The organism is Citrobacter sp. LJND-P06, assembly GCF_058188415.1.
The window spans coordinates 3,204,486-3,229,972 of the sequence record NZ_CP187317.1; the positions used below are offsets into that span (position 1 = coordinate 3,204,486).

20 protein-coding genes, 7 tRNA genes and 1 pseudogene are annotated in these 25,487 nt (G+C 52.0%); 21 read left to right on the forward strand and 7 right to left on the reverse strand.

What is annotated here, in order from left to right:
• Window positions 1-169 precede the first annotated feature (169 nt).
• The 3 genes from speFL to potE all read left to right on the forward strand — a co-directional run bounded on the left by speFL (window position 170) and on the right by potE (window position 4,046).
• Complete coding sequence (gene speFL / locus ACO7SM_RS15315) at window positions 170-274, forward strand: leader peptide SpeFL (RefSeq protein ID WP_490468249.1); 105 nt, start codon at window positions 170-172, stop codon at window positions 272-274.
• 257 nt (window positions 275-531) lie between these two features.
• Window positions 532-2,727 (forward strand): ornithine decarboxylase SpeF, encoded by a 2,196-nt coding sequence (gene speF / locus ACO7SM_RS15320; RefSeq protein ID WP_490468250.1) that lies wholly within the window; start codon window positions 532-534, stop codon window positions 2,725-2,727.
• Window positions 2,727-4,046 carry a putrescine-ornithine antiporter gene (gene potE / locus ACO7SM_RS15325; protein WP_490468251.1) on the forward strand — a complete coding sequence of 440 codons (1,320 nt, stop codon included), beginning with the start codon at window positions 2,727-2,729 and terminating at the stop codon, window positions 4,044-4,046. The genes speF and potE overlap by 1 nt, the downstream gene beginning before the upstream one ends.
• 65 nt (window positions 4,047-4,111) lie before the next feature.
• Here the strand turns inward: potE and pgm are convergent, their stop codons facing one another.
• Together pgm and seqA are read right to left on the reverse strand one after the other, a co-directional pair.
• On the reverse strand, window positions 4,112-5,752 hold the full coding sequence (gene pgm, locus ACO7SM_RS15330; protein WP_490468252.1) for a phosphoglucomutase (alpha-D-glucose-1,6-bisphosphate-dependent): 1,641 nt from the start codon (window positions 5,750-5,752) through the stop codon (window positions 4,112-4,114).
• A gap of 25 nt (window positions 5,753-5,777) precedes the next feature.
• Window positions 5,778-6,323, reverse strand: coding sequence for a replication initiation negative regulator SeqA (seqA, locus tag ACO7SM_RS15335; RefSeq protein WP_490468253.1), 546 nt, complete (start codon window positions 6,321-6,323; stop codon window positions 5,778-5,780).
• Window positions 6,324-6,506: 183 nt separating this feature from the next.
• Between seqA and ybfF the strand changes: the two genes are divergently transcribed.
• From ybfF to fur, 5 genes and pseudogenes are all read left to right on the forward strand, one after another.
• A complete protein-coding gene (gene ybfF / locus ACO7SM_RS15340) occupies window positions 6,507-7,280 on the forward strand; it encodes an esterase (protein ID WP_490468254.1) in 774 nt (257 codons plus the stop codon).
• A 128-nt stretch (window positions 7,281-7,408) separates the two neighbouring features.
• Window positions 7,409-7,702, forward strand: coding sequence for a LexA regulated protein (gene ybfE, locus ACO7SM_RS15345; protein WP_203358484.1), 294 nt, complete (start codon window positions 7,409-7,411; stop codon window positions 7,700-7,702).
• Window positions 7,703-7,852: 150 nt separating this feature from the next.
• Complete coding sequence (fldA, locus tag ACO7SM_RS15350; RefSeq protein WP_167456047.1) at window positions 7,853-8,383, forward strand: flavodoxin FldA; 531 nt, start codon at window positions 7,853-7,855, stop codon at window positions 8,381-8,383.
• 209 nt (window positions 8,384-8,592) lie between these two features.
• Window positions 8,593-8,678: pseudogene (locus ACO7SM_RS15355) on the forward strand (fur leader peptide).
• On the forward strand, window positions 8,671-9,117 hold the full coding sequence (gene fur, locus ACO7SM_RS15360) for a ferric iron uptake transcriptional regulator (RefSeq protein ID WP_490468255.1): 447 nt from the start codon (window positions 8,671-8,673) through the stop codon (window positions 9,115-9,117). Before ACO7SM_RS15355 ends, fur begins: the two are co-directional and overlap by 8 nt.
• 97 nt (window positions 9,118-9,214) lie before the next feature.
• Here fur and ACO7SM_RS15365 read toward each other — a convergent pair whose 3' ends face one another.
• The 4 genes from ACO7SM_RS15365 to nagE form a co-directional block, all read right to left on the reverse strand.
• Window positions 9,215-9,547 carry a ChiQ/YbfN family lipoprotein gene (locus tag ACO7SM_RS15365; RefSeq protein ID WP_490468256.1) on the reverse strand — a complete coding sequence of 111 codons (333 nt, stop codon included), beginning with the start codon at window positions 9,545-9,547 and terminating at the stop codon, window positions 9,215-9,217.
• A 49-nt stretch (window positions 9,548-9,596) separates the two neighbouring features.
• A complete protein-coding gene (chiP, locus tag ACO7SM_RS15370; RefSeq protein WP_490468257.1) occupies window positions 9,597-11,003 on the reverse strand; it encodes a chitoporin ChiP in 1,407 nt (468 codons plus the stop codon).
• A 446-nt stretch (window positions 11,004-11,449) separates the two neighbouring features.
• On the reverse strand, window positions 11,450-13,114 hold the full coding sequence (glnS, locus tag ACO7SM_RS15375) for a glutamine--tRNA ligase (RefSeq protein WP_490468258.1): 1,665 nt from the start codon (window positions 13,112-13,114) through the stop codon (window positions 11,450-11,452).
• Window positions 13,115-13,334: 220 nt separating this feature from the next.
• Window positions 13,335-15,356: an N-acetylglucosamine-specific PTS transporter subunit IIBC gene (gene nagE / locus ACO7SM_RS15380; protein WP_490468259.1), complete on the reverse strand. Its 2,022-nt coding sequence runs from the start codon at window positions 15,354-15,356 to the stop codon at window positions 13,335-13,337.
• A gap of 313 nt (window positions 15,357-15,669) precedes the next feature.
• Here nagE and nagB point away from each other — a divergent pair, with 313 nt between their 5' ends.
• The 12 genes from nagB (at window position 15,670) to ACO7SM_RS15440 (ending at window position 22,594) form a co-directional block, all read left to right on the forward strand.
• Window positions 15,670-16,470, forward strand: coding sequence for a glucosamine-6-phosphate deaminase (nagB, locus tag ACO7SM_RS15385; protein WP_192611558.1), 801 nt, complete (start codon window positions 15,670-15,672; stop codon window positions 16,468-16,470).
• A gap of 60 nt (window positions 16,471-16,530) precedes the next feature.
• On the forward strand, window positions 16,531-17,679 hold the full coding sequence (nagA, locus tag ACO7SM_RS15390) for an N-acetylglucosamine-6-phosphate deacetylase (RefSeq protein WP_490468260.1): 1,149 nt from the start codon (window positions 16,531-16,533) through the stop codon (window positions 17,677-17,679).
• 8 nt (window positions 17,680-17,687) lie between these two features.
• Complete coding sequence (gene nagC, locus ACO7SM_RS15395) at window positions 17,688-18,908, forward strand: DNA-binding transcriptional regulator NagC (protein ID WP_490468261.1); 1,221 nt, start codon at window positions 17,688-17,690, stop codon at window positions 18,906-18,908.
• 46 nt (window positions 18,909-18,954) lie between these two features.
• Window positions 18,955-19,707: a ribonucleotide monophosphatase NagD gene (gene nagD, locus ACO7SM_RS15400; protein ID WP_192611555.1), complete on the forward strand. Its 753-nt coding sequence runs from the start codon at window positions 18,955-18,957 to the stop codon at window positions 19,705-19,707.
• A 297-nt stretch (window positions 19,708-20,004) separates the two neighbouring features.
• Window positions 20,005-21,669, forward strand: coding sequence for an asparagine synthase B (asnB, locus tag ACO7SM_RS15405; protein WP_490468262.1), 1,665 nt, complete (start codon window positions 20,005-20,007; stop codon window positions 21,667-21,669).
• A 222-nt stretch (window positions 21,670-21,891) separates the two neighbouring features.
• Window positions 21,892-21,968, forward strand: a tRNA-Met gene (locus ACO7SM_RS15410).
• 8 nt (window positions 21,969-21,976) lie between these two features.
• Window positions 21,977-22,061: transfer RNA gene (locus ACO7SM_RS15415), tRNA-Leu, on the forward strand.
• A 23-nt stretch (window positions 22,062-22,084) separates the two neighbouring features.
• Window positions 22,085-22,159: transfer RNA gene (locus tag ACO7SM_RS15420), tRNA-Gln, on the forward strand.
• A 37-nt stretch (window positions 22,160-22,196) separates the two neighbouring features.
• Window positions 22,197-22,271, forward strand: a tRNA-Gln gene (locus ACO7SM_RS15425).
• A gap of 16 nt (window positions 22,272-22,287) precedes the next feature.
• Window positions 22,288-22,364, forward strand: a tRNA-Met gene (locus ACO7SM_RS15430).
• Between the two features lie 45 nt (window positions 22,365-22,409).
• Window positions 22,410-22,484, forward strand: a tRNA-Gln gene (locus tag ACO7SM_RS15435).
• Between the two features lie 35 nt (window positions 22,485-22,519).
• Window positions 22,520-22,594 (forward strand) — tRNA-Gln (locus tag ACO7SM_RS15440).
• Window positions 22,595-22,693: 99 nt separating this feature from the next.
• Here ACO7SM_RS15440 and ubiF read toward each other — a convergent pair.
• Window positions 22,694-23,869, reverse strand: coding sequence for a 3-demethoxyubiquinol 3-hydroxylase (gene ubiF, locus ACO7SM_RS15445; protein ID WP_490468263.1), 1,176 nt, complete (start codon window positions 23,867-23,869; stop codon window positions 22,694-22,696).
• Between the two features lie 146 nt (window positions 23,870-24,015).
• Here ubiF and miaB point away from each other — a divergent pair, with 146 nt between their 5' ends.
• Entirely contained in the window at window positions 24,016-25,440 is a 1,425-nt protein-coding gene (gene miaB / locus ACO7SM_RS15450) for a tRNA (N6-isopentenyl adenosine(37)-C2)-methylthiotransferase MiaB (protein WP_192611552.1), read from the forward strand.
• Window positions 25,441-25,487: the final 47 nt, after the last annotated feature.

Below are 25,487 nucleotides of genomic sequence, written 5' to 3' on the forward strand. Positions count from 1 at the left end.
CAAAAAACAAACACTTCCAAAAATGAAATAACCGCCAACCCCAAAATAATCACGCCAGGCGCCTTAACATTTTCGAATTGATCGTTTTTTATTGATCCCCTTCACGGATCGCAGGAATTTATTGGATAAAATACCCAGGCTTTAAAATTTCAAATGGATGGTAAGTAAAATGGAAAATAATAATCGGATAATGCCCCATATAAGGCGAACAACTCATATTATGAAGTTCGCCCACCGTAACAGCTTCGACTTTCATTTCTTTAACGCCCGATAGGTAGTTTTTCAACGTCGGGCACATCCGCATACAGGTCTTCCTGACCCCTGCTATACGGGCTTACGCCGGTATACCCCTGTGCTCTCTCTGCTAAACCCTGTTTATCCTGCGACCGGACGGGTTAGGGTTTATTGCATCATAAGAAAAGCAATTCACTGATTTATTTATCAGCGGGTCACTATTGCTTTTTTCCGGAGATATCAGTTTCTCATTCGAGAAATTGAGGGCCTACTATTACCTAAAATAAAGAGATAACCATGTCTGAATTAAAGATTGCTGTAAGTTGTTCCTGTACTGACTATTTCGCCACACAGCGCAGCATCATTAATATCAATGAGAGTGAGTTTATTGATATAGCCGCCGTCGTGTTATCCATCGAAGATATTAAACGAGGAAAACTCGATGAAATTGACGCTACTGGCTATGGCATTCCTGTTTTTATCGCGACCGAAAATGAAGCGCGTGTCCCGGCAGAATATTTGCCGCGGATCTCGGGCGTATTCGAACATAATGAAGCCCGTACCGCCTTCTATGGCTGTCAGTTAGAAGCCGCTGCCAGCCATTATGAAACTCAACTACGCCCGCCGTTCTTTCGCGCACTGGTCGACTACGTAAATCAAGGCAACAGCGCATTTGACTGTCCAGGCCATCAGGGAGGAGAGTTCTTTCGCCGCCATCCGGCAGGGAATCAGTTCGTTGAGTACTTTGGCGAAACGCTTTTCCGCGCTGACCTGTGCAATGCCGACGTCGCAATGGGCGACCTGCTGATCCACGAAGGCGCGCCCTGCATCGCCCAGCAACATGCGGCAAACGTGTTTAACGCTGATAAAACCTACTTTGTTCTGAACGGGACATCTTCCTCCAATAAGGTCGTGCTGAATGCCCTTTTGACGCCTGGCGATTTGGTTCTTTTTGACCGTAACAACCACAAATCTAACCATCACGGCGCGTTATTGCAGGCTGGCGCAACACCGGTCTATCTGGAAACCGCACGTAATCCGTATGGCCTTATCGGCGGGATTGACGCGCACTGTTTTGAAGAACGCTATCTGCGCGAGCGGATCAACGAAGTGGCGCCACAACGCGCAAAGGAGGCGCGCCCGTTCCGCCTTGCGGTGATTCAGTTAGGGACATACGACGGAACCATTTATAACGCCCGTCAGGTGGTGGATAAGATAGGTCACCTGTGCGACTACATCCTGTTTGACTCGGCATGGGTCGGTTATGAGCAGTTCATTCCGATGATGGCCGACTGCTCTCCGTTATTGCTGGATCTGAACGAAAACTCTCCGGGTATTCTGGTCACTCAGTCTGTACACAAACAGCAGGCCGGTTTCTCCCAGACGTCGCAGATCCACAAAAAAGACAGTCATATCAAAGGGCAGCCTCGTTATGTACCGCATAAGCGTATGAACAATGCCTTTATGATGCATGCCTCCACCAGCCCGTTCTACCCGCTGTTCGCCGCCCTGGACGTCAATGCGAAAATGCATGAAGGCGTCAGCGGTCGCAATATGTGGATGAATTGTGTGGCGAACGGCATCGATGCCCGCAAATTGATTCTGGATAACTGTGACCATATTCGTCCGTTTATACCGGGACTGGTCGATGGAAAACCGTGGCAGTCTTATACCACAGAGCAGATAGCCAATGACCTACGTTTCTTCCACTTTGTGCCGGGGGAACGCTGGCACGCGTTTGAAGGTTACGCCAGGCATCAGTATTTTGTTGACCCGTGCAAACTTCTGCTCACCACCCCTGGCATCAATGCAGAGAACGGCGAATACGACGCTTTTGGCGTTCCGGCCACCATTCTCGCTAACTTCCTGCGCGAAAATGGCGTTGTTCCTGAAAAATGCGATCTCAACTCGATCCTGTTCCTGTTAACCCCCGCAGAAGATATGGCGAAGTTGCAGCAGCTTGTCGCTCTGCTGGTTCGTTTCGAAAAACTGCTGGCGTCCGATGCGCCCCTCGCCGAAGTTCTACCGTCAATCTGTAAGCAACATCAGGAACGCTATGCGGGTTACACCCTGCGTCAGTTGTGCCAGGAAATGCACGATCTCTACGCGCGCCACAACGTTAAGCAGCTTCAAAAAGAGATGTTCCGTAAATCGCATTTCCCACGCGTAAGTATGAATCCGCAGGACGCCAACTACGCCTGGCTGCGTGGCGAAGTTGAGTTCGTGCGCTTGTCCGAGGCTGAAGGTCGTATTGCGGCCGAAGGCGCGCTCCCCTACCCGCCGGGCGTGCTGTGCGTAGTCCCAGGAGAAGTCTGGGGAGGCGCGGTATTGCGCTATTTCACCGCACTGGAAGAAGGGATCAACCTGCTGCCGGGCTTCGCGCCGGAACTGCAGGGCGTGTACATCGAAGAAATTGATGGCCGTAAGCACGTGTGGTGCTACGTCATTACGCCGCGCGAAACTCAACGTGCCTTGCGAAAGGGGGATAAATAATGGGTCAGTCTAAATCCAACAAAATGGGCGTTGTCCAGCTCACTATCCTGACCATGGTCAATATGATGGGCTCAGGGATTATCATGCTGCCCACTAAACTGGCGGAAGTCGGCACCCTCTCCATTATTTCCTGGTTAGTCACCGCAGTCGGTTCGATGGCGCTGGCGTGGGCGTTCGCGAAATGCGGCATGTTCAGCCGCAAATCCGGAGGCATGGGCGGTTATGCGGAGTATGCGTTCGGCAAATCGGGCAACTTTATGGCGAACTACACCTATGGCGTCTCATTGCTGATAGCCAACGTAGCCATCGCCATTTCTGCTGTCGGCTACGGCACCGAGTTACTCGGCGCGACCCTTTCCCCTGTGCAAATCGGTCTTGCCACTGTCGGTGTGTTATGGCTCTGTACCCTCGCTAACTTTGGCGGCGCTCGCATTACCGGGCAAATCAGTAGCGTCACGGTCTGGGGGGTGATTATCCCGGTGGTCGGTCTGTGTATCATTGGCTGGTTCTGGTTTAGCCCAACGCTGTACGCAAACTCCTGGAACCCGCATCATGTGCCCTTTTTCACCGCGGTGGGGTCTTCCATCGCTATGACATTGTGGGCATTTTTGGGTCTGGAATCCGCCTGCGCCAACGCAGACGTGGTGGAAAACCCGGAGCGCAACGTCCCCATCGCGGTTCTGGGCGGTACGCTGGGCGCCGCCGTGATTTACATTGTCTCCACCAATGTGATTGCCGGGATTGTGCCGAATATGGCGTTGGCGAACTCGACCGCCCCGTTCGGTCTGGCGTTTGCGCAGATGTTCACTCCAGCGGTGGGTAAAGTGATCATGGCGCTGATGGTGATGTCCTGCTGCGGTTCACTGTTGGGCTGGCAATTTACCATCGCTCAGGTCTTTAAATCCTCTGCTGACGAAGGTTACTTTCCGAAAATCTTCTCCCGCGTGACCAAAGTGGACGCGCCGGTGCAAGGGATGCTGACGATTGTTATCATTCAGAGTGGTTTGTCGCTGATGACCATCAGTCCGTCGCTCAACGGTCAGTTCAACGTTCTGGTTAACCTGGCGGTGGTGACTAACATTATTCCGTACATTCTGTCGATGGCCGCGCTGGTTATCATTCAGCGAATGGCCAATGTGAACCCCGCCAAAGCAAAAGCGGCAAATGTCGTGGCATTCATTGGCGCGCTATACAGTTTCTATGCGCTCTATTCTTCAGGAGAGGAAGCCATGCTGTACGGTTCCATTGTGACGTTCCTTGGCTGGACGCTATATGGCCTGGTGTCCCCACGCTTTGAGCTGAAAAACAATCACAGTTAAGAAAGGCATAAAAAAGCCCGGTAGCGCGAGCGCTTACCGGGCTTACAAAAAAACACGTCAATGCGTTACGCGTTTTTCAGCACTTCACTGACGATTTCAACGGCTTCTTTCTCGATCTGTTTGCGATGTTCTTCACCGAGGAAACTTTCACAGTAGATCTTGTAAGCGTCTTCCGTACCGGACGGACGCGCGGCAAACCAGCCGTTGTCGGTCATCACTTTCAGACCGCCAATGGAGGCGCCATTACCCGGTGCCGCCGTCAGACGTGCGGTGATCGGATCGCCCGCCAGCATACTGGCGCTGACCATTTCCGGGGACAGTTTGGACAATGCCGCTTTCTGAGCGGACGTTGCACCTGCCTGCAAACGGTTATAGCTCGGCGCGCCAAAGCGAGCCGCCAGTTCGTTGTAGTGCTCCTGCGGATTTTTACCCGTGACCGCGGTGATTTCTGCCGCCAGCAGACACATGATGATGCCGTCTTTGTCAGTAGACCACGGCGTACCGTCAAAGCGCAGGAAAGAAGCGCCCGCGCTCTCTTCGCCACCAAAACCGAAGCTGCCGTCAAACAGACCGTCAACAAACCATTTGAAACCGACCGGCACTTCCACCAGTTTACGGCCCAAATCATTCACCACACGGTCAATCATCGCAGAAGACACCAGCGTTTTACCGACGGCGACATCGTTGCCCCACTGCGGACGATGCTGGAACAGGTAGTTGATGGCAACCGCCAGGTAATGGTTCGGGTTCATCAGCCCTGCTGGCGTGACGATACCGTGACGGTCATAGTCCGGATCGTTGGCAAACGCCAAATCGAACTTATCACGCAGCGCCAGCAGACCCGCCATCGCACACTCGGAGGAGCAGTCCATACGGATCGCGCCGTCTTTATCCAGGTGCATAAAGCGGAAAGTCTGATCAACCTGATCGTTGACGATGGTCAGGTTGAGTTTGTAATGCGCGGCAATACGTTTCCAGTATTCGATACCAGAACCGCCCAGCGGATCGACGCCCAGCGTCAGGCCCGCTTTTTGAATCGCCGCCATATCGACGATATCCGCCAGCCCTTCAACGAACGGCTGCACCAGATCCTGCTCTGTTACATGACCGGAGCGCATTGCTGCATCCAGTGAAATGCGCTTCACGCCTTTCAGGCCATCCGCGAGCAGCGCGTTAGCCCGGTCTTCCACCACTTTGGTGACGTTGGTATCTGCCGGGCCGCCATTGGGCGGATTGTATTTAATGCCGCCATCTTCCGGTGGGTTGTGGGACGGCGTAATCACGATGCCGTCAGCCAGCGGGCCGCCTTTTTTGTTGTGGACCAGGATAGCATTCGAAACCGCAGGCGTCGGCGTAAAGCCGTTGTTTTCCTGAACAATGACATCGACGCCGTTTGCCGCCAGCACTTCCAGAACGGAAATAAAGGCAGGTTCAGACAGCGCGTGAGTATCTTTACCCACATAGCAAGGGCCAGTAATGCCGTTTTTCGCACGCTCTTCCGCAATCGCCTGGGCAATGGCCAGAATGTGCAGTTCATTAAAACTATGACGACCGGCGCTGCCGCGATGCCCGGACGTTCCGAACTTCACCGCGTGCTCCGCATTCCCTGCTTCCGGTTTCAATACATAGTATTGCGCCGTCAGTTGGGCGACATTAATTAAATCACTCTGTTGCGCAGGCTGACCTGCACGCTTGTGGATTGCCATTAGCCTGGTCCTTTTAATGCAACGATTAGATTGTTCCGCAAACCTTTTCAATCAATTCCGCAGGGAATTGCATTGATTGCATGATGTGTTCAATCATGCTGCATTTACGGCCGGTGTTGGTGTTGGTGATCACCCAATACGGCGTGCCTGGCACGTGTTTCGGCTTGGTTTGATTACCATTTTTCAGCAGGGTCTGCTCGTCGGGCGCAAAGTATACGCGCGTACGACCGTGCAACGATTCCGTCGCCTCAGCAAACGCGTTGTGATCCAGTGAGTAAAGTGTAGACAGTACCAGCATAAAGCGATTTACCGCTTTCTTCTGCTCCGCATATTCATCGGAAAGCAGAAGTTCACGCATGGCGCGCACTTTATCTTTTACGGGGTTGACCGGCTTCGCTTCAACGATAGCGGGTTGCGCGATGCGCACCTCTTTCGCCGCCGGAGTGACAGGCTGTGATGCGGCGGAAAATTTCAACATACGCCGTAAAATGTCGGATGCGCTCTCGCCGATATGCTTGGTGTGGCTGGCAATATAGCTATAGAGTTCATCATCAACTTCAATCGTTTTCATCTTAATCCAGTGCGGTGTCTTATCTGAATACAAGTCGTTGGGATTATAGGGGCAAATCCCAACAGCGGATAGCGTCAAGCCAGGCTGTCTGAAAAACTCGGAGTTACCGTAGTTGTTGCAGCCCCGTGGCAGAATGGTCAACATAATACCCTAACCCGACAGAGCGAAAAAAAGAACTTTGCCATGAAATTGAACATCCGAGCGCAATCTGCACAAAAGCTGCACAATAATTCTCCCATCGTCCTTGTTCACGGCTTGTTTGGTAGCCTTGATAACCTCGGCATCCTGGCGCGCGATCTGGTACAGGATCACGACATCATCCAGGTTGATATGCGAAACCACGGTCTTTCTCCCCGTTCAGCAGAGATGAATTACCCGGCGATGGCGCAGGATCTGCTGGATACTCTGGACGCCGCGGGTATCGAAAAGGCCACCTTTATTGGTCACTCAATGGGCGGGAAAGCCGTGATGGCGCTGACCGCACTGGCGCCGGATCGTATCCACCAACTGGTGGCGATTGATATTGCGCCGGTTGATTATCAGGTGCGCCGTCACGATGAGATCTTTGCTGCGATCAACGCCGTGACCGAATCGGACGCGCAAACGCGCCAGCAGGCGGCGGCCGTCATGCGCCAGCACCTCCAGGAAGAAGGCGTTATCCAGTTTTTGTTAAAGTCGTATGTCGATGGCGAGTGGCGCTTTAACGTGCCCGTATTGTGGGAGCAGTACCCGCATATCGTGGGATGGGAAACCATTCCCGCTTGGAATCATCCGGCGCTGTTTATTCCTGGCGGGAATTCGCCTTACGTCACCGAAGCCTATCGTCACGATTTACTGACGCAATTTCCTCAGGCCCGGGCGCATGTGATTGCGGGTGCCGGCCATTGGGTGCATGCAGAAAAACCAGATGCCGTGCTCCGCGCGATACGCCGGTATCTGGCGGAAAAGGCTAACTGATTAAAAACTCAGCGTCCGCGCGCGATTACGTGCGTGGACGTTGGCGTGCCTCACTCGCTGATGTATGATGGCGCGCTATCCATCCGGGCAGACGCCTGGCTGATTGTTTCCCCGAAGTCACCAAAATCATGGCCAAAGAACAAACGGACCGTACGACATTAGATCTGTTCGCGCACGAGCGTCGCCCGGGACGACCCAAAACCAATCCGCTTTCGCGTGATGAACAGCTACGCATTAATAAGCGTAATCAGCTTAAACGCGACAAGGTTCGTGGGCTTAAGCGTGTCGAACTGAAGCTTAATGCTGATGCCGTGGATGCGCTGAATGAACTGGCGGAAGCACGCAATATGAGCCGCAGTGAGCTCATTGAAGAGATGCTGACAAACCAGCTTATCTCGCTGCGTGGCCAGGGGTCTGTCTGAATTTCTGCTCTAAATCATAAATCGTGTAGCACAGAGTGCAGTCCTGCGTGTTTGCTGTTTCCGCATGCCTGACTGATCTGCTATCATTGCCCTTATCCGTGGGCAATACGCCACCACCATTTCAATAAGTTTCAAGAGGTTATTTTACTCATGGCAATCACTGGCATCTTTTTCGGCAGCGACACCGGTAATACCGAAAATATCGCAAAAATGATTCAAAAACAGCTTGGTAAAGACGTTGCCGATGTTCATGACATTGCGAAAAGCAGTAAAGAAGACCTGGAAGGGTATGACATTCTGCTGTTAGGTATTCCGACCTGGTACTACGGTGAAGCACAGTGCGACTGGGATGACTTCTTCCCTACCCTCGAAGACATTGATTTCAATGGTAAACTGGTGGCTCTGTTTGGTTGTGGCGATCAGGAAGACTACGCAGAGTACTTCTGCGATGCGCTGGGCACCATCCGCGACATTATCGAACCACGCGGCGCAACCATCGTAGGCCACTGGCCGACAGCAGGCTATCACTTCGAAGCCTCCAAAGGTCTTGCTGATGACGATCATTTTGTCGGTCTGGCTATCGACGAAGACCGTCAGCCGGAATTGACCGCTGAGCGCGTTGAAAAATGGGTTAAACAGATTTCCGCCGAACTGCATCTCGACGAAATCATCAACGCCTGATTTCGTGCGGCGCAGAAATCATCTGCGCCGCATCAATAGATAAAACCAATCAAAATAATTGCTACAAATTTGTAACTTTCCTGCCCATCCCTGTACAATGTTCGGGTGTTATTCTGGTATTGCACAGTGTGATTGTCGGCAGTACCACGTTTTGATTAATATTATTTGCCCGAGGCTTGCAGTTTTCATTTAGACATGGCAGTTCTATAATGATACGCATTCTCTCAAGTGCAATTTCTGTCACTTCTTTAATGAAGTGAATCGTTTAGCAACAGGACAGATTCCGCATGACTGACAACAATACCGCATTAAAGAAGGCTGGCCTGAAAGTAACGCTTCCTCGTTTAAAAATTCTGGAAGTTCTTCAGGAACCGGAAAACCATCACGTCAGTGCGGAAGATTTGTATAAGCGTCTGATCGACATGGGTGAAGAAATTGGTCTGGCGACCGTGTATCGCGTGCTGAACCAGTTCGATGACGCCGGTATCGTGACTCGCCACAATTTTGAAGGCGGCAAATCCGTTTTTGAGCTGACCCAACAGCATCATCATGATCATCTTATTTGCCTCGATTGTGGCAAAGTGATCGAGTTCAGCGATGATTCTATCGAAGCGCGTCAGCGTGAGATTGCGACTAAACACGGTATTCGTTTAACTAACCATAGCCTCTATCTTTACGGTCACTGCGCTGAAGGCGATTGCCGCGAAGACGAGCATGCGCACGACGCAAAGTAATGCTCCCGCCTAAAGAGCCAACCACCCGGTTGGCTTTTTTATGCCCATAAAAAAGACCTGCTATCAAAGCAGGTCTTTTCGCTTCCGCTAAGTCCATTTACTGTACTGTGTTCTTACTGCGAATTTCTTTCCAGATTTTATCGCAATCGGCTTGTACCGCCTGACCATTGCCTGTACGTGTTGCCTGAATGCATTGCTGGTAATCCAGTACCCGCACGCTCTCTTCGTTAGCAAACTGCTTATGCTGGTCTTCTTTTTTCAGCACATTTAATACGCTTTGGCAGGCTTCGATTTTTTCCGGTGAACCTTGCGCGGTGTTAATACATGCGCTGTATGCCTCTTTAAGGCGGCTGTCTTCCTTGGGTGCAGGAGATTGCGCGCAGGCCACCAGCCCTGACGTCATAATGGCGATGAGTAACATTTTTTTCATACAACAGTCCTCAACGACGCGGCAGAGATATACCCTGCCGCGACTGGCATCAGAAAATAGTGAATGGGGCGATAACCATGAACTTCACGTCACGCTCATCCTGGAAGATGTTGCCATAACCGCCGCTCCAGCTTGGGATATTGGAGTGGTTGTCATACTCGGTGAAGTGCAGTTTAAACATGGTGCCTTTGGCACGTCCTTCCTGCATGGTATAAACCGCATCAAGACTGTAGGAAGATTCTTCGATGGTTTGGTTTTTGTCGTAGAACGCATCCGGGTTGCTCTGCCAGGTAGCCGGTTTTGCATCCCAGGCGTAGACGTACGACGCACCCAGTGCCATGCCTGGCAGATTCCAGTTCTTCAGGTCATACATCGCGCCGAAGAAGACCGCTTTTTCGCCGTTGGCGTTAAAGTCGGAACGGTTATCCCACCAGACATCCAGACGACCGTTAGAGGAAGCGTAGGTCGGCGTCATACGCTGTAAGAAGTAACCCTGCTGCCCGTCCGCTTTAACCCAGGTTCCTTCCAGACGCAGATCGACCACTTCCGCCACTTTGTAACCGAAAGTCAGTGCCTGCAACCATGCGGTGCCGTCATAGATGTCGTTCACACTGCGGTCATCAACTTTATCGCGTGCGCCGTAGAACTGGTAACTGGTGGTAAATGGATTCCCGCCCAGATCGAATTTGTAACTGGCTTTGGCAAAGTACTGATCGACATAGCCCTCAGACTGGCCAAAGGCAGCCTCAAGAATAAGGTCATTTTTGAAATCGTATTTTGCGCCAACGGAGTGGAGATAATCGACTTTGGTCTTTTTATCCGCCTGATAGAATTTATCGACTTCAATGTGCCACGGCGCTTTATATTCGTTGGCCCACATGTAGGAGAAGCTCAACGCGCCCGCATCGCCATAGTCAAAGTTGGCTCCGGCTTCTGCCCCTTGATAGGTGCCCGGCATAAAGCTCCAGTGCGGCGCTAACAGCGTCTGTCCGGTTGGCTGAATATAACCGGCACGTGCCCAGGTCGGGCCATATTTAAATTTTGCAGCGGCTTTATACAGGCTGACCCCACTCTTATCGCCAGAGTAATCTTCGTCATAGCCTTTATTTTTTTTCGAGAATGCAATTTCGTTAGGGTGCCCGCTGTCGTCGCTTTCTGCCATTTCAATTGCGGTAAACGCCGCAATATCCAGACCGAACATATCCGCTGCATAACCCGACTGGAAATCCAGGTTGGCGTTCCAGGTCGCGTGTGAAAGGTTGGTTTTGTATTTGTCTTCATCCGTGACGTCTTTACGGTCACGCTCACGCTGCCAGTAATAGATACCGCCAGTTAAGGTCGAATCGTCGATAAAGCCCGCGGCGCTTGCCTGCGGCGCAACCATCCAACCCGACATTGCTGTGATACCGGCGATAGCCAGCGCCAGCGTACTACGTTTGCCACTAAACGTACGCATATGTTAATCCTCTTTGACGTATAAAATGCTGCCGCCAAAGGCGAACAGCTAAAAACAAAAATTAAAAATAGCGCTGAGAAAACCTCATTGACTACAGTGAACAGACTATTTTTCGCGACGCGAATTATCAATCTCTTTCTGTAACCAGTATGTAATAATATGAGCGACCGCACATATTTCATTGCTTTTTGTTACATATTCACCAAATGCGAAAAATTATCATCAAAATGAAAAATACCATTGTTTTCCATGAAGATGAAAACGTTTACCGCCTTCAATTTAGCCACGCCAAAATTTCTTAGCACTTTCATCAAAAAATCGTTTATTAGATTAATTATTTTTTAAACGTAATTAATTCGCTCCGCAAACAGAGGATCTAACGGAAATTAGGCGAAAAAAAACGCCGCGAAGCGCGGCGTTAGTCGGGTGGGATGGTGTCGAGTGGCTTATTCGCCGACTTTAGCCCATGTATCACGTAAACCGACAGTACGGTTAAATACCAGTTTGTCAGCCGTTGCATGGCGGCTGTCGAGGCAGAAGTATCCTTCACGCTCGAACTGGAAGGCTTTACCCGCAACCGCAGCCTTCAGCGACGGTTCTGCAAAGCCCTGTTTAATAACCAGCGAATCAGGGTTCATCGCCGACAGGAAATCTTCTACCGCGCCCGGGTTCGGTACGCTGAAAAGGCGATCGTACAGACGAATTTCAACCGGCAATGCGTGCGCGGCACTCACCCAGTGAATAACGCCTTTTACTTTACGACCGTCAGCCGGATCTTTGCTCAGGGTGTCTGCATCGTAGGTACAGAAGATGGTGGTGATATTACCTTGTGCATCTTTCTCTACACGCTCTGCTTTGATCACGTAAGCGTTACGCAAACGGACTTCTTTTCCCATCACCAGACGTTTGTACTGCTTGTTGGCTTCTTCGCGGAAGTCAGCACGATCGATCCAGATCTCGCCGCTGAACGGAACTTCACGGCTGCCCATTTCCGGTTTGTTCGGATGGTTAGGCATGGTGACCATTTCGCTTTCGCCCTGGTAGTTTTCGATAACCAGTTTTACCGGGTCGATAACCGCCATTGCGCGCGGGGCGTTTTCGTTGAGATCTTCACGAATGCAGGATTCCAGCGATGCTATCTCAATGGTGTTGTCCTGCTTGGTGATGCCGATACGTTTGCAAAACTCACGAATAGCGGCAGCAGTGTAACCACGGCGACGCAGACCAGAAATCGTCGGCATGCGCGGGTCATCCCAGCTTTCTACGTGCTTTTCCATCACCAGCTGATTCAGCTTACGTTTGGACATCACGGTGTATTCCAGGTTCAGGCGCGAGAATTCGTACTGGCGCGGGTGAACCGGGATCGTGATGTTGTCCAGTACCCAGTCGTACAGGCGACGGTTGTCCTGGAATTCCAGCGTACACAAGGAGTGCGTAATGCCTTCCAGCGCATCGCTGATGCAGTGGGTGAAGTCGTACATCGGGTAGATGCACCACTTGCTGCCCGTCTGATGATGATCGGCAAATTTAATGCGATACAACACCGGATCGCGCATGACGATAAACGGTGAAGCCATATCAATTTTGGCGCGCAGACACGCTTTACCTTCTTCAAAACCGCCAGCCCGCATTTTCTCAAACAGCGCGAGGTTCTCTTCTACGCTGCGATCGCGGAACGGGCTGTTTTTGCCAGGCGCTGTCAGCGTGCCGCGGTATTCGCGGATCTCATCAGCCGACAATTCGTCAACATAGGCCAGGCCTTTGTTGATAAGCTCAATGGCATACGCATACAGCTGATCAAAGTAATCTGAGGAGTAGCAGATGTCGCCAGACCAGTTGAAGCCCAACCATTGCACATCGTTCTTAATAGACTCTACGTATTCGATATCTTCTTTTACCGGGTTGGTATCATCGAAACGCAGGTTGCATTGACCCTGGTAATCTTGCGCGATACCAAAGTTCAGGCAGATAGACTTAGCGTGACCAATGTGCAGGTAACCATTGGGTTCCGGCGGAAAACGGGTATGAACTGTGGTGTGCTTACCACTGGCCAGATCTTCATCGATGATCTGACGAATAAAGTTAGTCGGGCGGGCTTCAGCCTCACTCATCGTGGATTCCTCAAAGCGTAAACAACGTATAACGGCATATGATCTTATAAGCCGGACAGACTGACAACCTTTAGTTACTTAAAATACGTAACAGACTGACATTATGGGATCAATTGCTGCAAAAAAAAGCGGCGGAGGTTTCCCCCCGCCGCTCAGGCTGTTTGCTTCGTTGTATTTTGCCGGACGCCGACGCTTGCGCCTTATCCGGCCTTACGAGCGATTACTTGCCTTTAATCTCATACAGCGCCGTTTGACCTGCAACGACGTGTCCTTCCGCTTTCACAACCAGCCCACCAAAATCATCGATGTTGCTGCAAACGACGGGGCTTATCATTGAGCGCGCATTCGCATTCAGGTACGCCAGATCCATTTCCAGAATCGGCTGTCCGGCAACGACTTCAGCACCCTCTTCCACCAGACGCTTGAAGCCCTGGCCACCCAACGCAACAGTATCGATACCCATATGGACAACGATTTCCGCACCTTTTTCTGTTTCCAGGCAGAATGCGTGGTTGGTGTTGAAGATTTTCACGATGGTGCCCGCAGCCGGGGAAACCACGGTTTTATCCGTTGGTTTTACCGCGACGCCATCGCCGACGGCTTTACTGGCGAACGCTTCATCAGGAACCTGATCCAGTGCCACAACATCACCGGTAACCGGAGACACCAGCTCAGCGATAGTCACGGTATTCAAAACGGCCTGCGGTTTCGCGACCGGAGCCGCTGCGGCTGGCGCTGCGTCAACAGAGGCTGCTGCGACCGGCCCCGTAGTTTTCATGGCGTTAGCGATTTTCTCAGCCACAAAGCCCACGATAATCTGTACGCTGGTTTTGTTCAGGCGAATCACACCAGAAGCCCCCAGGCGTTTTGCCATCGCTTCGTTCACCAGCGAAGAGTCTTTCACATTCAGACGCAGACGAGTGATACACGCATCGATACCAGTCAGGTTGTCAGAGCCACCCACCGCAGCGATATACTGACGCGCCAGACCGGCAACATCCTGGTCTTTGTCGGCGCTGACATTCACGTCCTGACCATCGGCTTCGCTACCGGCAACCGCCAGCTCACGACCCGGAGTCATCAGGTTGAATTTGGTGATAGTGAAGCGGAACACCACATAGTAGATTGCGAAGAACACCAGACCCTGCGGGATCAGCATCCACCAGTGCGTCGCCAGCGGGTTACGGGAAGAAAGCACCATATCCACCAGACCCGCACTGAAACCGAAACCGGCAATCCAGTGCATAGAGGCCGCGATGAAGACAGAAATCCCGGTCAGAGCGGCGTGAATAACATACAGAACCGGCGCAACGAACATGAAGGAGAATTCCAGCGGCTCGGTGATCCCGGTGAAAAACGCAGCGAATGCGCCCGCCATCATGATACCCAGCACTTTCGCCTTGTTCTCAGGACGCGCGCAGTGGTAGATAGCCAGCGCTGCACCCGGCAGGCCGAACATCATGATTGGGAAGAAGCCCGCCTGGTAACGACCGGTAATACCCACAACCGCTTTGCCCGCGTCAATAGACTGCGCGCCGCCGAGGAAGTTAGGAATGTCGTTAATGCCCGCCACGTCGAACCAGAATACGGAGTTCAGCGCGTGGTGCAGACCCACCGGAATCAGCAAGCGGTTGAAGAAGGCGTAGACGCCCGCGCCAACGGAACCCAGTTTCTGGATGTGTTCACCGAAGTTCACCAGACCGTCGAAGATAATCGGCCAGATAAACATCATGATGAAGGCAACAATGATCATCACAAAGGAGGTCAGAATCGGCACCAGACGACGGCCGCTGAAGAAGGAGAGCGCTTTCGGTAACTCAACGCCGCTGAAGCGGTTGTACAGCTCAGCAGAGATGATACCCACCAGAATCCCCACGAACTGGTTGCTGATTTTACCGAACGCGGCTGGAACCTGGTCCGCCGGGATCTTCTGAATCATCGCAACCGCCGCCGGAGAACACAGCGTGGTCAACACAAGGAAACCCACAAAACCGGTCAGCGCCGCAGCACCGTCTTTATCTTTGGACATACCGTAAGCGACACCAATCGCAAACAGTACGGACATGTTATCGATGATTGCGGAACCTGATTTAATGAAGAACGCCGCTACCGCGTTGTCTCCACCCCAACCCACGGGATCAATCCAGTACCCTACACCCATCAATATTGCTGCCGCAGGCAGCGTGGCCACCGGCACCATAAGCGCGCGGCCAACCTTTTGTAAATAACCTAGAATACTCACTTTATTCCCCCTATGAGACCCCGTTTAAGGCGCGTTCTCAGCTGTGTTTTTATTGTGTCACTATCTTAGTGGTTCACTGGCATTCTGAGTGTGTGAAAATTTAATTCGTATCGCAAATTAAAAGCATGTTTTTTGTGAGTCCAGTCACCAAATATCGTTAAAACCACTCCCTTATACTGGCTAACTGCGAAAACTTATTTTATCATTCAAAAAATCAAGACGGATTGACTCTTGCTGATACAAAACCAGGTTACGCTTGACTATGTACCCATACTCAATCCGCCAACGTCTACATATACATTTGAGGTGAAGAATGAGACTGATCCCCCTGAATACCGCTGAACAAGTCGGCAAATGGGCTGCTCGCCATATCGTTAACCGTATTAATGCATTCAAGCCGACGGCGGATCGTCCGTTTGTTTTGGGTCTGCCTACCGGTGGCACGCCATTGACCGCCTATAAAGCATTAGTTGAAATGCACAAAGCGGGCCAGGTCAGCTTCAAGCATGTTGTGACGTTCAATATGGACGAATATGTTGGCCTTCCGAAAGAGCACCCGGAAAGCTATCATAGCTTCATGCACCGTAACTTCTTTGATCACGTTGATATTCCAGCAGAAAACATCAACCTTCTCAATGGTAACGCGGCGGATATTGATGCTGAATGTCGTCAGTATGAAGAAAAAATCCGCGCTTACGGTAAAATCCACCTGTTTATGGGCGGCGTAGGCAACGACGGTCATATCGCGTTTAACGAACCGGCCTCTTCTCTGGCTTCCCGCACGCGTATCAAAACATTGACCCATGACACTCGCGTGGCAAACTCGCGCTTCTTTGATGGCGATGTCAGCCAGGTGCCTAAATATGCGCTGACGGTGGGTGTGGGTACGCTGCTCGACGCAGAAGAAGTGATGATTCTGGTGCTGGGCCATCAGAAAGCGCAGGCGCTCCAGGCGGCGGTAGAAGGCAACGTCAACCACATGTGGACCATTAGCTGTCTGCAACTGCACCCGAAAGCTGTTGTGGTGTGCGATGAGCCTTCCACCATGGAGCTGAAAGTTAAGACGCTGAAATACTTCAACGAGTTAGAAGCCGAAAATATTAAAGGTCTGTAATTGTATCCCCGCCCTGATGAGCGTGTTGCAGGGCGGTATTTTTTGAAATCGGGGGTCGGAATGTATGCTTTAACCCAGGGCCGGATTTTTACCGGTCACGAAATTCTTGATGACCATGCGATTGTTGTCGCCAATGGCCTGATTGAAAGAGTCTGTCCAGTGGCTGAACTGCCGCCGGAAATCGAGCAACGCTCGCTGAATGGGGCCATCCTCTCCCCCGGTTTTATCGACGTACAGTTAAATGGTTGTGGCGGCGTGCAGTTTAACGATACCGCAGAAGCGGTGAGCGTTGAAACGCTGGAAATTATGCAAAAAGCCAATGAACGTTCTGGCTGCACCAGCTATCTGCCAACGCTTATCACCACCAGTGATGACCTGATGAAACAGGGCGTTCGCGTCATGCGTGAATACCTGGCGAAATATCCGCATCAGGCCTTAGGTCTGCATCTTGAAGGCCCATGGTTGAATCTGGTCAAAAAAGGGACGCATAACCCGGGTTTTGTCCGCAAGCCTGACGCTGCGCTGGTTGATTTCCTGTGCGATAATGCCGACGTCATCACCAAAGTCACCCTGGCGCCAGAAATGGTTCCCGCTGACGTGATCACAAAACTGGCAGACGCAGGGATTGTGGTTTCTGCCGGACATTCCAACGCAACGTTGAAAGAAGCGAAAGCCGGTTTCCGCGCGGGGATTACCTTCGCCACTCATCTGTATAACGCCATGCCGTACATTACGGGTCGTGAGCCAGGTCTGGCGGGTGCAATCCTGGATGAAGCTGACATTTATTGTGGCGTGATCGCCGATGGCTTGCATGTCGATTATGCCAACATCCGTAACGCCAAACGCCTGAAAGGCGACAAACTGTGTCTGGTGACAGATGCAACAGCACCGGCAGGCGCAAACATTGAACAGTTCATTTTTGCTGGTAAAACAATATACTACCGCAATGGACTCTGTGTGGATGAGAACGGAACGCTGAGCGGTTCATCTTTAACCATGATTGAAGGTGTCCGTAATCTGGTCGAACATTGTGGTATCGCACTCGATGAAGTTCTGCGCATGGCGACCCTCTACCCTGCCCGTGCGATTGGTGTAGACCAACAGCTCGGCAGCATTGCACCGGGTAAAGTGGCCAACCTGACCGCATTCACACACGACTTTAAAATCATCAAGACCATCGTTAATGGCAACGAGGTCGTTACTGAGTAAGAAAACGTATGACACCTGGCGGACAAGCTCAAATAGGTAATGTTGATCTCGTAAAACAGCTTAACAGCGCGGCCGTTTACCGCCTGATTGATCAGCATGGGCCCATCTCGCGAATTCAGATTGCCGAGCAAAGCCAGCTTGCCCCCGCCAGCGTAACGAAAATTACGCGGCAACTTATTGAACGCGGGCTGATCAAAGAAGTTGATCAGCAGGCCTCTACCGGGGGCCGCCGCGCCATCTCTATCATCACAGAAACCCGTAACTTCCATGCGATTGGCGTGCGTCTGGGTCGTCACGACACCACGCTGACCCTCTACGACCTGAGCAGTAAAGTCCTGGCAGAAGAGCATTACCCGCTCCCAGAACGTACGCAGGAAACGCTGGAATTTGCCCTGCTCAATACCATTGAGACTTTTATTGAAAGCTGCCAGCGTAAAATCCGCGAACTGATCGCCATTTCGGTGATCCTGCCGGGGCTTGTCGACCCCGAAAGCGGTGTCATCCGCTATATGCCCCATATTCAGGTCGAAAACTGGGGACTGGTTGAAGCGCTGGAAAAACGTTTTCATGTTACCTGCTTCGTCGGCCATGATATCCGTAGCCTGGCGCTGGCTGAGCACTATTTTGGCGCAAGCCAGGATTGTGAAGACTCTATTCTGGTGCGCGTACACCGCGGCACCGGGGCGGGGATCATCTCCAATGGCCGAATTTTTATTGGTCGTAATGGTAATGTCGGCGAAATCGGCCACATCCAGGTTGAACCGCTCGGTGAACGCTGCCACTGCGGTAACTTTGGCTGTCTGGAAACCATCGCCGCCAACGCCGCCATTGAACATCGCGTACATAATTTGTTGAAGCAAGGCTATCAGAGCCGCGTTCCGCTGGACGACTGCACCATCAAAACCATCTGCAAGGCGGCCAATAAAGGCGATAGCCTGGCCGCCGAGGTTATTGAGCACGTTGGCCGCCATCTGGGAAAAACTATCGCTATTGCGATAAACTTGTTTAATCCGCAAAAAATTGTCATTGCTGGTGAGATAACAGAAGCCGACAAAGTCCTGCTGCCGGCGATTGAAAGCTGCATTAACACTCAGGCATTGAAAGCATTTCGTAAAAATCTGCCCGTTGTGCGTTCGACGCTGGATCACCGCTCCGCCATTGGCGCATTTGCGCTGGTAAAACGCGCCATGCTTAACGGCATTTTGCTTCAACATTTGCTGGAAAATTAATGCGCTTTTATAGTATCGGATTCATAACAATTTCCCTGGGTAGTTCATGACCATCAAAAATGTCATTTGTGATATCGACGGCGTGCTAATGCACGACAACATTGCCGTACCCGGTGCGGCAGAATTTTTGACGGGTATTCTGGAAAAAGGCCTGCCGTTAGTGCTGCTGACCAATTACCCCTCCCAAACCGGACAAGACCTGGCGAATCGCTTTGCCACCGCAGGTGTGAATGTGCCTGACAGCGTCTTTTATACTTCCGCAATGGCGACGGCCGATTTCCTGCGTCGTCAGGAAGGCAAGAAAGCCTACGTTGTGGGTGAAGGCGCGCTGATTCACGAATTGTATAAAGCAGGCTTTACCATTACCGACGTTAACCCGGACTTCGTGATCGTCGGTGAAACCCGTTCCTATAACTGGGAAATGATGCATAAAGCGGCCTTCTTTGTTGCCAATGGCGCCCGCTTTATCGCCACCAACCCGGACACCCACGGTCGCGGTTTTTATCCGGCCTGTGGCGCACTGTGCGCAGGTATTGAGAAAATCTCCGGTCGCAAGCCGTTTTATGTGGGCAAACCGAGTCCGTGGATCATCCGTGCCGCGTTAAACAAGATGCAGGCACATTCCGAAGAAACGGTGATTGTTGGCGATAATCTGCGTACCGACATCCTTGCTGGTTTCCAGGCGGGGCTCGAAACAATTCTGGTGTTGTCTGGCGTCTCCACGCTTGACGATATCGACAGCATGCCGTTCAGACCAAGCTGGATCTACCCGTCCGTGGCCGAGATCGACGTTATCTGAAAACGACGCCATGCCTGATAACACGTTGCTTATCAGGCCAACGATTCGCACTTCGCTGTTCGCCGGATAAGGCATTTACGCCGCTATCCGGCAAAGCTCCGTTTAATAAAATCGCCATAAAATTGCCGATTCATCAATAAACACGCTCATCACGTAATCTTTTTTCACTAATCCACAATGCCTATTGCATTTTTTCTTATCTGACCGGCAATTCACTTGCACCCTCCCCTGCTTTGCGGCATTTTCTTTATCAAGCAAACACAAAAAGCACCACGCAACAGAGTAACGGAGAAGGTTATGTGTTCTATTTTCGGCGTATTCGATATCAAAACAGACGCAGTTGAACTGCGTAAAAAAGCCCTCGAACTGTCACGTCTGATGCGTCATCGCGGGCCGGACTGGTCTGGCATTTATGCCTGCGACAACGCGATCCTGGCGCATGAACGTCTGTCAATTGTTGACGTGAACGCCGGTGCCCAGCCACTGTATAACGAGAAGAAAACGCACATTCTGGCCGTAAACGGTGAAATTTATAACCATCAGGCGCTGCGTGCAGAATATGGCGATCGCTATACCTTCCAGACCGGTTCCGACTGTGAAGTGATCCTTGCGCTGTATCAGGAGAAAGGGGCGCAATTCCTTGACGATCTGCAAGGCATGTTTGCCTTTGCGCTGTACGACAGCGAGAAAGATGCTTACCTGATTGGTCGTGACCATCTTGGCATCATCCCTCTTTATATGGGACACGACGAACACGGCAACCTGTACGTCGCCTCCGAAATGAAAGCACTGGTTCCGGTATGCCGCACCATCAAAGAGTTCCCGGCGGGCAGTTATCTGTGGAGCAAAGACGGGGAAATCTGCCAGTACTATCAGCGCGACTGGTTCGATTTTGATGCGGTAAAAGAGAACGTTACCGACAAGAATGAACTGCGCCAGGCCCTGGAAGACGCGGTCAAAAGCCACCTGATGTCAGACGTACCTTATGGCGTACTGCTCTCCGGTGGTCTGGATTCATCGGTCATTTCCGCTATCACCAAGAAATATGCCGCGCGCCGTGTGGAAGATGACGAACGTTCTGAAGCCTGGTGGCCACAGTTGCACTCCTTTGCCGTCGGACTCGAAGGTGCGCCGGATCTGAAAGCCGCGCAGGACGTGGCAAACCATCTGGGCACGGTTCACCACGAAATCCATTTCACGGTACAGGAAGGTCTGGATGCGATCCGTGATGTGATTTATCACATCGAAACTTACGATGTCACCACCATTCGCGCCTCAACGCCGATGTATTTAATGTCGCGTAAAATCAAAGCGATGGGCATTAAAATGGTACTGTCCGGTGAAGGTTCTGACGAAGTATTCGGCGGCTATCTCTATTTCCACAAAGCGCCGAATGCCAAAGAATTGCATGAAGAGACGGTACGTAAACTGCAAGCATTGCATATGTTTGACTGCGCGCGCGCCAACAAAGCGATGTCAGCCTGGGGCGTAGAAGCACGCGTCCCGTTCCTGGATAAAAAATTCCTTGATGTGGCAATGCGCATCAACCCACAGGACAAAATGTGCGGCAACGGTAAAATGGAAAAACATGTCCTGCGCGAATGTTTTGAGTCTTACCTGCCGGCAAGCGTCGCGTGGCGTCAGAAAGAGCAATTCTCGGATGGCGTGGGTTATAGCTGGATCGACACGCTGAAGGAAGTGGCCGCAGAACAGGTGTCTGACCAACAACTGGAAACCGCCAGCTTCCGCTTCCCGTACAACACGCCGTCCTCTAAAGAAGCGTACTTGTACCGCGAGATTTTTGAAGAGCTGTTCCCACTGCCAAGCGCCGCAGAATGTGTGCCTGGCGGCCCGTCCGTCGCCTGTTCCTCTGCGAAAGCGATTGAGTGGGATGAAGCGTTCAAAACCATGAACGATCCCTCCGGTCGTGCGGTGGGCGTGCACCAGTCTGCCTATAAGTAAGCGAAAAGTGTAAAAAGAGCCCTCAGGGGCTCTTTTTTATATTGTAATAAACCTTACAAAAACGATTAATAACCAATAATTGCCGAATATTGCGCCACGCTGTTCGCAACCTAACCAAACAGTCACATTCCGGCCATTTTCAATGAAAAAGGGGTTGACGCTTCAAGGCTCAATACGCATAATGCGCCCCGCAACGCCGATAAGGTAACGCGAAAAAAAGATGGCTACGTAGCTCAGTTGGTTAGAGCACATCACTCATAATGATGGGGTCACAGGTTCGAATCCCGTCGTAGCCACCATCTTTTTTGCGGGAGTGGCGAAATTGGTAGACGCACCAGATTTAGGTTCTGGCGCCGCAAGGTGTGCGAGTTCAAGTCTCGCCTCCCGCACCATTCACCAGTAAGCGTTGCACGGATGGGGTATCGCCAAGCGGTAAGGCACCGGTTTTTGATACCGGCATTCCCTGGTTCGAATCCAGGTACCCCAGCCATTTTTTCTTCGATATAGCGGTTCACCGCAACGGTCATTGGGGTATCGCCAAGCGGTAAGGCACCGGTTTTTGATACCGGCATTCCCTGGTTCGAATCCAGGTACCCCAGCCATCGAAGAAAGAAATCTGGCTACGTAGCTCAGTTGGTTAGAGCACATCACTCATAATGATGGGGTCACAGGTTCGAATCCCGTCGTAGCCACCATATTAAGGACGTATCGATTCAGTTCGATAAATCCAAAAAAATTGTTGGGGTATCGCCAAGCGGTAAGGCTCTGGTTTCTGATACCAGCATTCCGAGGTTCGAATCCTCGTACCCCAGCCAATTTCAAAAGACGTTTACACTGTAGACGCACCTGTTGGGGTATCGCCAAGCGGTAAGGCTCTGGTTTCTGATACCAGCATTCCGAGGTTCGAATCCTCGTACCCCAGCCACATAAGAAAAGCTCGCTTCGGCGAGCTTTTTGCTTTTCTGCGTTTATTGCCTGATGGCGCTACGCTTATCAGGCCTACGATCGTAGGCCTGGATTAAAATTACAGCCCTAACGCATATTTCAGCGCCTGGCGCTTAAGTACCCCGGCGCGCTCTGCCGCCATCAGCCCAATATTGCGCATGATCCTCAGCGGTTGCAGATTATTGCTGAACCCGGCGTAGAAGAGATCCATCCCGCTCTGCATGATGAAGTTATCGGTCATGCGGCGCGTCTGATAACGTTTCAGTACCTGATGGCTGGACCAGGATTCACCGTAGCTGCGCGCATTCGCCAGGACGTCGATCAACGCATCAACGTCCCGATAGCCTAAATTCACCCCCTGCCCTGCAAGCGGATGAATGGTGTGCGCCGCATCCCCGACCAGCGCCAGTCCTGGCTGAACGTACTGCAATGCATGTCGGCGGGTGAGTGGAAACGCCCCTGCCGCTATGGCGGTGACGCGCCCCAAACGCGAAGGAAAATGTTTTTCAATCTCGACCTGCAACTGCGGCATACTCAGGCTCTGCAACTGGCGAATTCGGGCTGGCGTGTCATACCACACCAGCGACGCCCAATTGTCGAATAAGGGCAGAAATGCGCGCGGGCCGTCTGGCGTAAATTGTTGCCAGGTGCTGTCGCCGGGATCGCGGTCACATTGCACGCTTATCAGCATGCAGGATTGATCGTACTGCCAGGCATGGATACCAATGCCCGCCATTTGCCGAATCCGCGAGTTCGCGCCATCGGCGCCCACCACCAGCCTTGCCGTGATAATCTCGCCATCGGCCAGTTCCAGTTCGTGACGGTCATTATTACGATGCAAGGCAATGAGGGAAGCGGGAACACGCAGCGTGACTTTCGGATGCGCCTCCAGCGCCTGCCAGAGTGCACGTTGCAGGACGTTGTTCTCCACCATATATCCCAGCAGCGGTAATTTAAGCTCGGCGGCATCGAACATCACATGGGCGTTTTCCCACTCCCAGGTTTCCAGGCGACGGTAAGGATGGCTGCGCATCCCTTGTACCGTATCCCAGACGCCCAACCCTTTGAGTAACGACACTGACGCCGCGCTTATCGCCGAGATACGCACATCGGGCTGGCTGTCGGTAACAAATGGCGCAGGGGCGGCATGTTCTATCACCGTCACCGAAAATCCCTGTTGCGCCAGCCCCAGCGCCAGCGCGCCGCCGACCATCCCAGCGCCGACAATGGCTACTTCCGTTGGTTGATTTGTCATGGTCAATCATCCTGTTAGCAATATGCTTTAAGTTTACAGGATTTTTTACCCCTTGAGGCTGATAACGGTCATACTGGTCACAACCGCGTCAAAGCATTACACTATGCGCCCTGCATTCCTGGCTACTATTTCGCAAGAGCAAGTCGATGACCAAAAAACTCCATATTAAAACCTGGGGCTGTCAGATGAACGAGTACGATTCATCGAAGATGGCCGATCTGCTGGACGCCACCCACGGGTATCAACTGACCGACGTGGCGGAAGAAGCGGATGTGCTGCTGCTGAATACCTGCTCAATCCGCGAGAAGGCTCAGGAAAAAGTCTTCCATCAATTGGGTCGCTGGAAGCTCTTAAAAGAGAAAAACCCGAACCTGATTATTGGCGTCGGCGGCTGTGTGGCGTCCCAGGAAGGTGACCATATTCGTCAGCGTGCGCACTATGTCGACATCATTTTTGGGCCGCAAACACTGCATCGCCTGCCTGAAATGATCAACTCCGTGCGCGGCAACCGGAGTCCGGTCGTCGATATCAGCTTCCCGGAAATCGAGAAGTTTGACCGTCTGCCGGAACCGCGTGCCGACGGCCCAACGGCATTTGTCTCCATCATGGAAGGCTGCAACAAATATTGTACTTACTGCGTGGTGCCCTACACCCGTGGTGAGGAAGTCAGCCGTCCGTCGGATGACATTCTGTTTGAAATCGCCCAGCTTGCTGCTCAGGGCGTCCGTGAAGTGAATCTGCTCGGCCAGAACGTTAACGCGTGGCGTGGCGAGAACTACGACGGCACCACCGGTTCATTCGCCGATTTGCTGCGTCTGGTCGCTGCAATTGATGGTATTGACCGCATCCGTTTCACCACCAGCCATCCGATCGAGTTCACCGATGATATCGTTGAAGTCTACCGTGATACCCCGGAACTGGTGAGTTTCCTGCATCTGCCAGTACAAAGCGGGTCAGATCGCGTGCTGAATCTGATGGGGCGTACTCACACTGCGCTGGAATACAAAGCGATCATCCGTAAACTGCGCGCAGCGCGTCCGGACATTCAGATAAGCTCCGATTTCATCGTCGGCTTCCCTGGCGAAACGACGCAAGATTTCGAGCAGACCATGAAGCTGATTGCCGACGTGAATTTCGACATGAGCTACAGCTTTATCTTCTCTGCCCGCCCGGGTACGCCTGCCGCCGATATGGTTGACGACGTTCCGGAAGCAGATAAAAAACAGCGTCTGTATATCCTGCAAGAACGTATCAACCAGCAGGCGACGGCCTGGAGCCGCCGTATGCTCGGCACCACTCAGCGTATTCTGGTGGAAGGGACATCGCGCAAGAGCATCATGGAGCTGTCGGGTCGTACCGAAAACAACCGGGTTGTGAACTTTGAAGGAACCCCGGACATGATCGGTAAGTTTGTCGATGTGGAAATCACTGACGTCTGGACAAACTCCCTGCGCGGTAAAGTTATCCGCACAGAAGACGAAATGGGCCTGCGTATTGCAGAAACCCCGGAATCGGTCATTGCCCGTACCCGTAAAGAGAACGACTCTGGCGTTGGATTCTACCAGCCTTAATCCTCAAGGCCTGCCACCGGGCAGGCCTTGTAATTCCCCTCTTTGTC

What these genes read in the sequence shown, in the direction of transcription:
- fldA (WP_167456047.1), top strand. Translation starts at nt 7,853, where the DNA reads ATGGCAATCACTGGCATCTTTTTCGGCAGCGACACCGGTAATACCGAA.
- nagB (WP_192611558.1), top strand. Translation starts at nt 15,670, where the DNA reads ATGAGACTGATCCCCCTGAATACCGCTGAACAAGTCGGCAAATGGGCT.
- nagD (WP_192611555.1), top strand. Translation starts at nt 18,955, where the DNA reads ATGACCATCAAAAATGTCATTTGTGATATCGACGGCGTGCTAATGCAC.
- potE (WP_490468251.1), top strand. Translation starts at nt 2,727, where the DNA reads ATGGGTCAGTCTAAATCCAACAAAATGGGCGTTGTCCAGCTCACTATC.
- fur (WP_490468255.1), top strand. Translation starts at nt 8,671, where the DNA reads ATGACTGACAACAATACCGCATTAAAGAAGGCTGGCCTGAAAGTAACG.
- chiP (WP_490468257.1), bottom strand. Translation starts at nt 11,003, where the DNA reads ATGCGTACGTTTAGTGGCAAACGTAGTACGCTGGCGCTGGCTATCGCC.
- pgm (WP_490468252.1), bottom strand. Translation starts at nt 5,752, where the DNA reads ATGGCAATCCACAAGCGTGCAGGTCAGCCTGCGCAACAGAGTGATTTA.
- nagA (WP_490468260.1), top strand. Translation starts at nt 16,531, where the DNA reads ATGTATGCTTTAACCCAGGGCCGGATTTTTACCGGTCACGAAATTCTT.
- speFL (WP_490468249.1), top strand. Translation starts at nt 170, where the DNA reads ATGGAAAATAATAATCGGATAATGCCCCATATAAGGCGAACAACTCAT.
- nagC (WP_490468261.1), top strand. Translation starts at nt 17,688, where the DNA reads ATGACACCTGGCGGACAAGCTCAAATAGGTAATGTTGATCTCGTAAAA.
- glnS (WP_490468258.1), bottom strand. Translation starts at nt 13,114, where the DNA reads ATGAGTGAGGCTGAAGCCCGCCCGACTAACTTTATTCGTCAGATCATC.
- ubiF (WP_490468263.1), bottom strand. Translation starts at nt 23,869, where the DNA reads ATGACAAATCAACCAACGGAAGTAGCCATTGTCGGCGCTGGGATGGTC.
- ACO7SM_RS15365 (WP_490468256.1), bottom strand. Translation starts at nt 9,547, where the DNA reads ATGAAAAAAATGTTACTCATCGCCATTATGACGTCAGGGCTGGTGGCC.
- asnB (WP_490468262.1), top strand. Translation starts at nt 20,005, where the DNA reads ATGTGTTCTATTTTCGGCGTATTCGATATCAAAACAGACGCAGTTGAA.
- miaB (WP_192611552.1), top strand. Translation starts at nt 24,016, where the DNA reads ATGACCAAAAAACTCCATATTAAAACCTGGGGCTGTCAGATGAACGAG.
- speF (WP_490468250.1), top strand. Translation starts at nt 532, where the DNA reads ATGTCTGAATTAAAGATTGCTGTAAGTTGTTCCTGTACTGACTATTTC.
- ybfE (WP_203358484.1), top strand. Translation starts at nt 7,409, where the DNA reads ATGGCCAAAGAACAAACGGACCGTACGACATTAGATCTGTTCGCGCAC.
- ybfF (WP_490468254.1), top strand. Translation starts at nt 6,507, where the DNA reads ATGAAATTGAACATCCGAGCGCAATCTGCACAAAAGCTGCACAATAAT.
- seqA (WP_490468253.1), bottom strand. Translation starts at nt 6,323, where the DNA reads ATGAAAACGATTGAAGTTGATGATGAACTCTATAGCTATATTGCCAGC.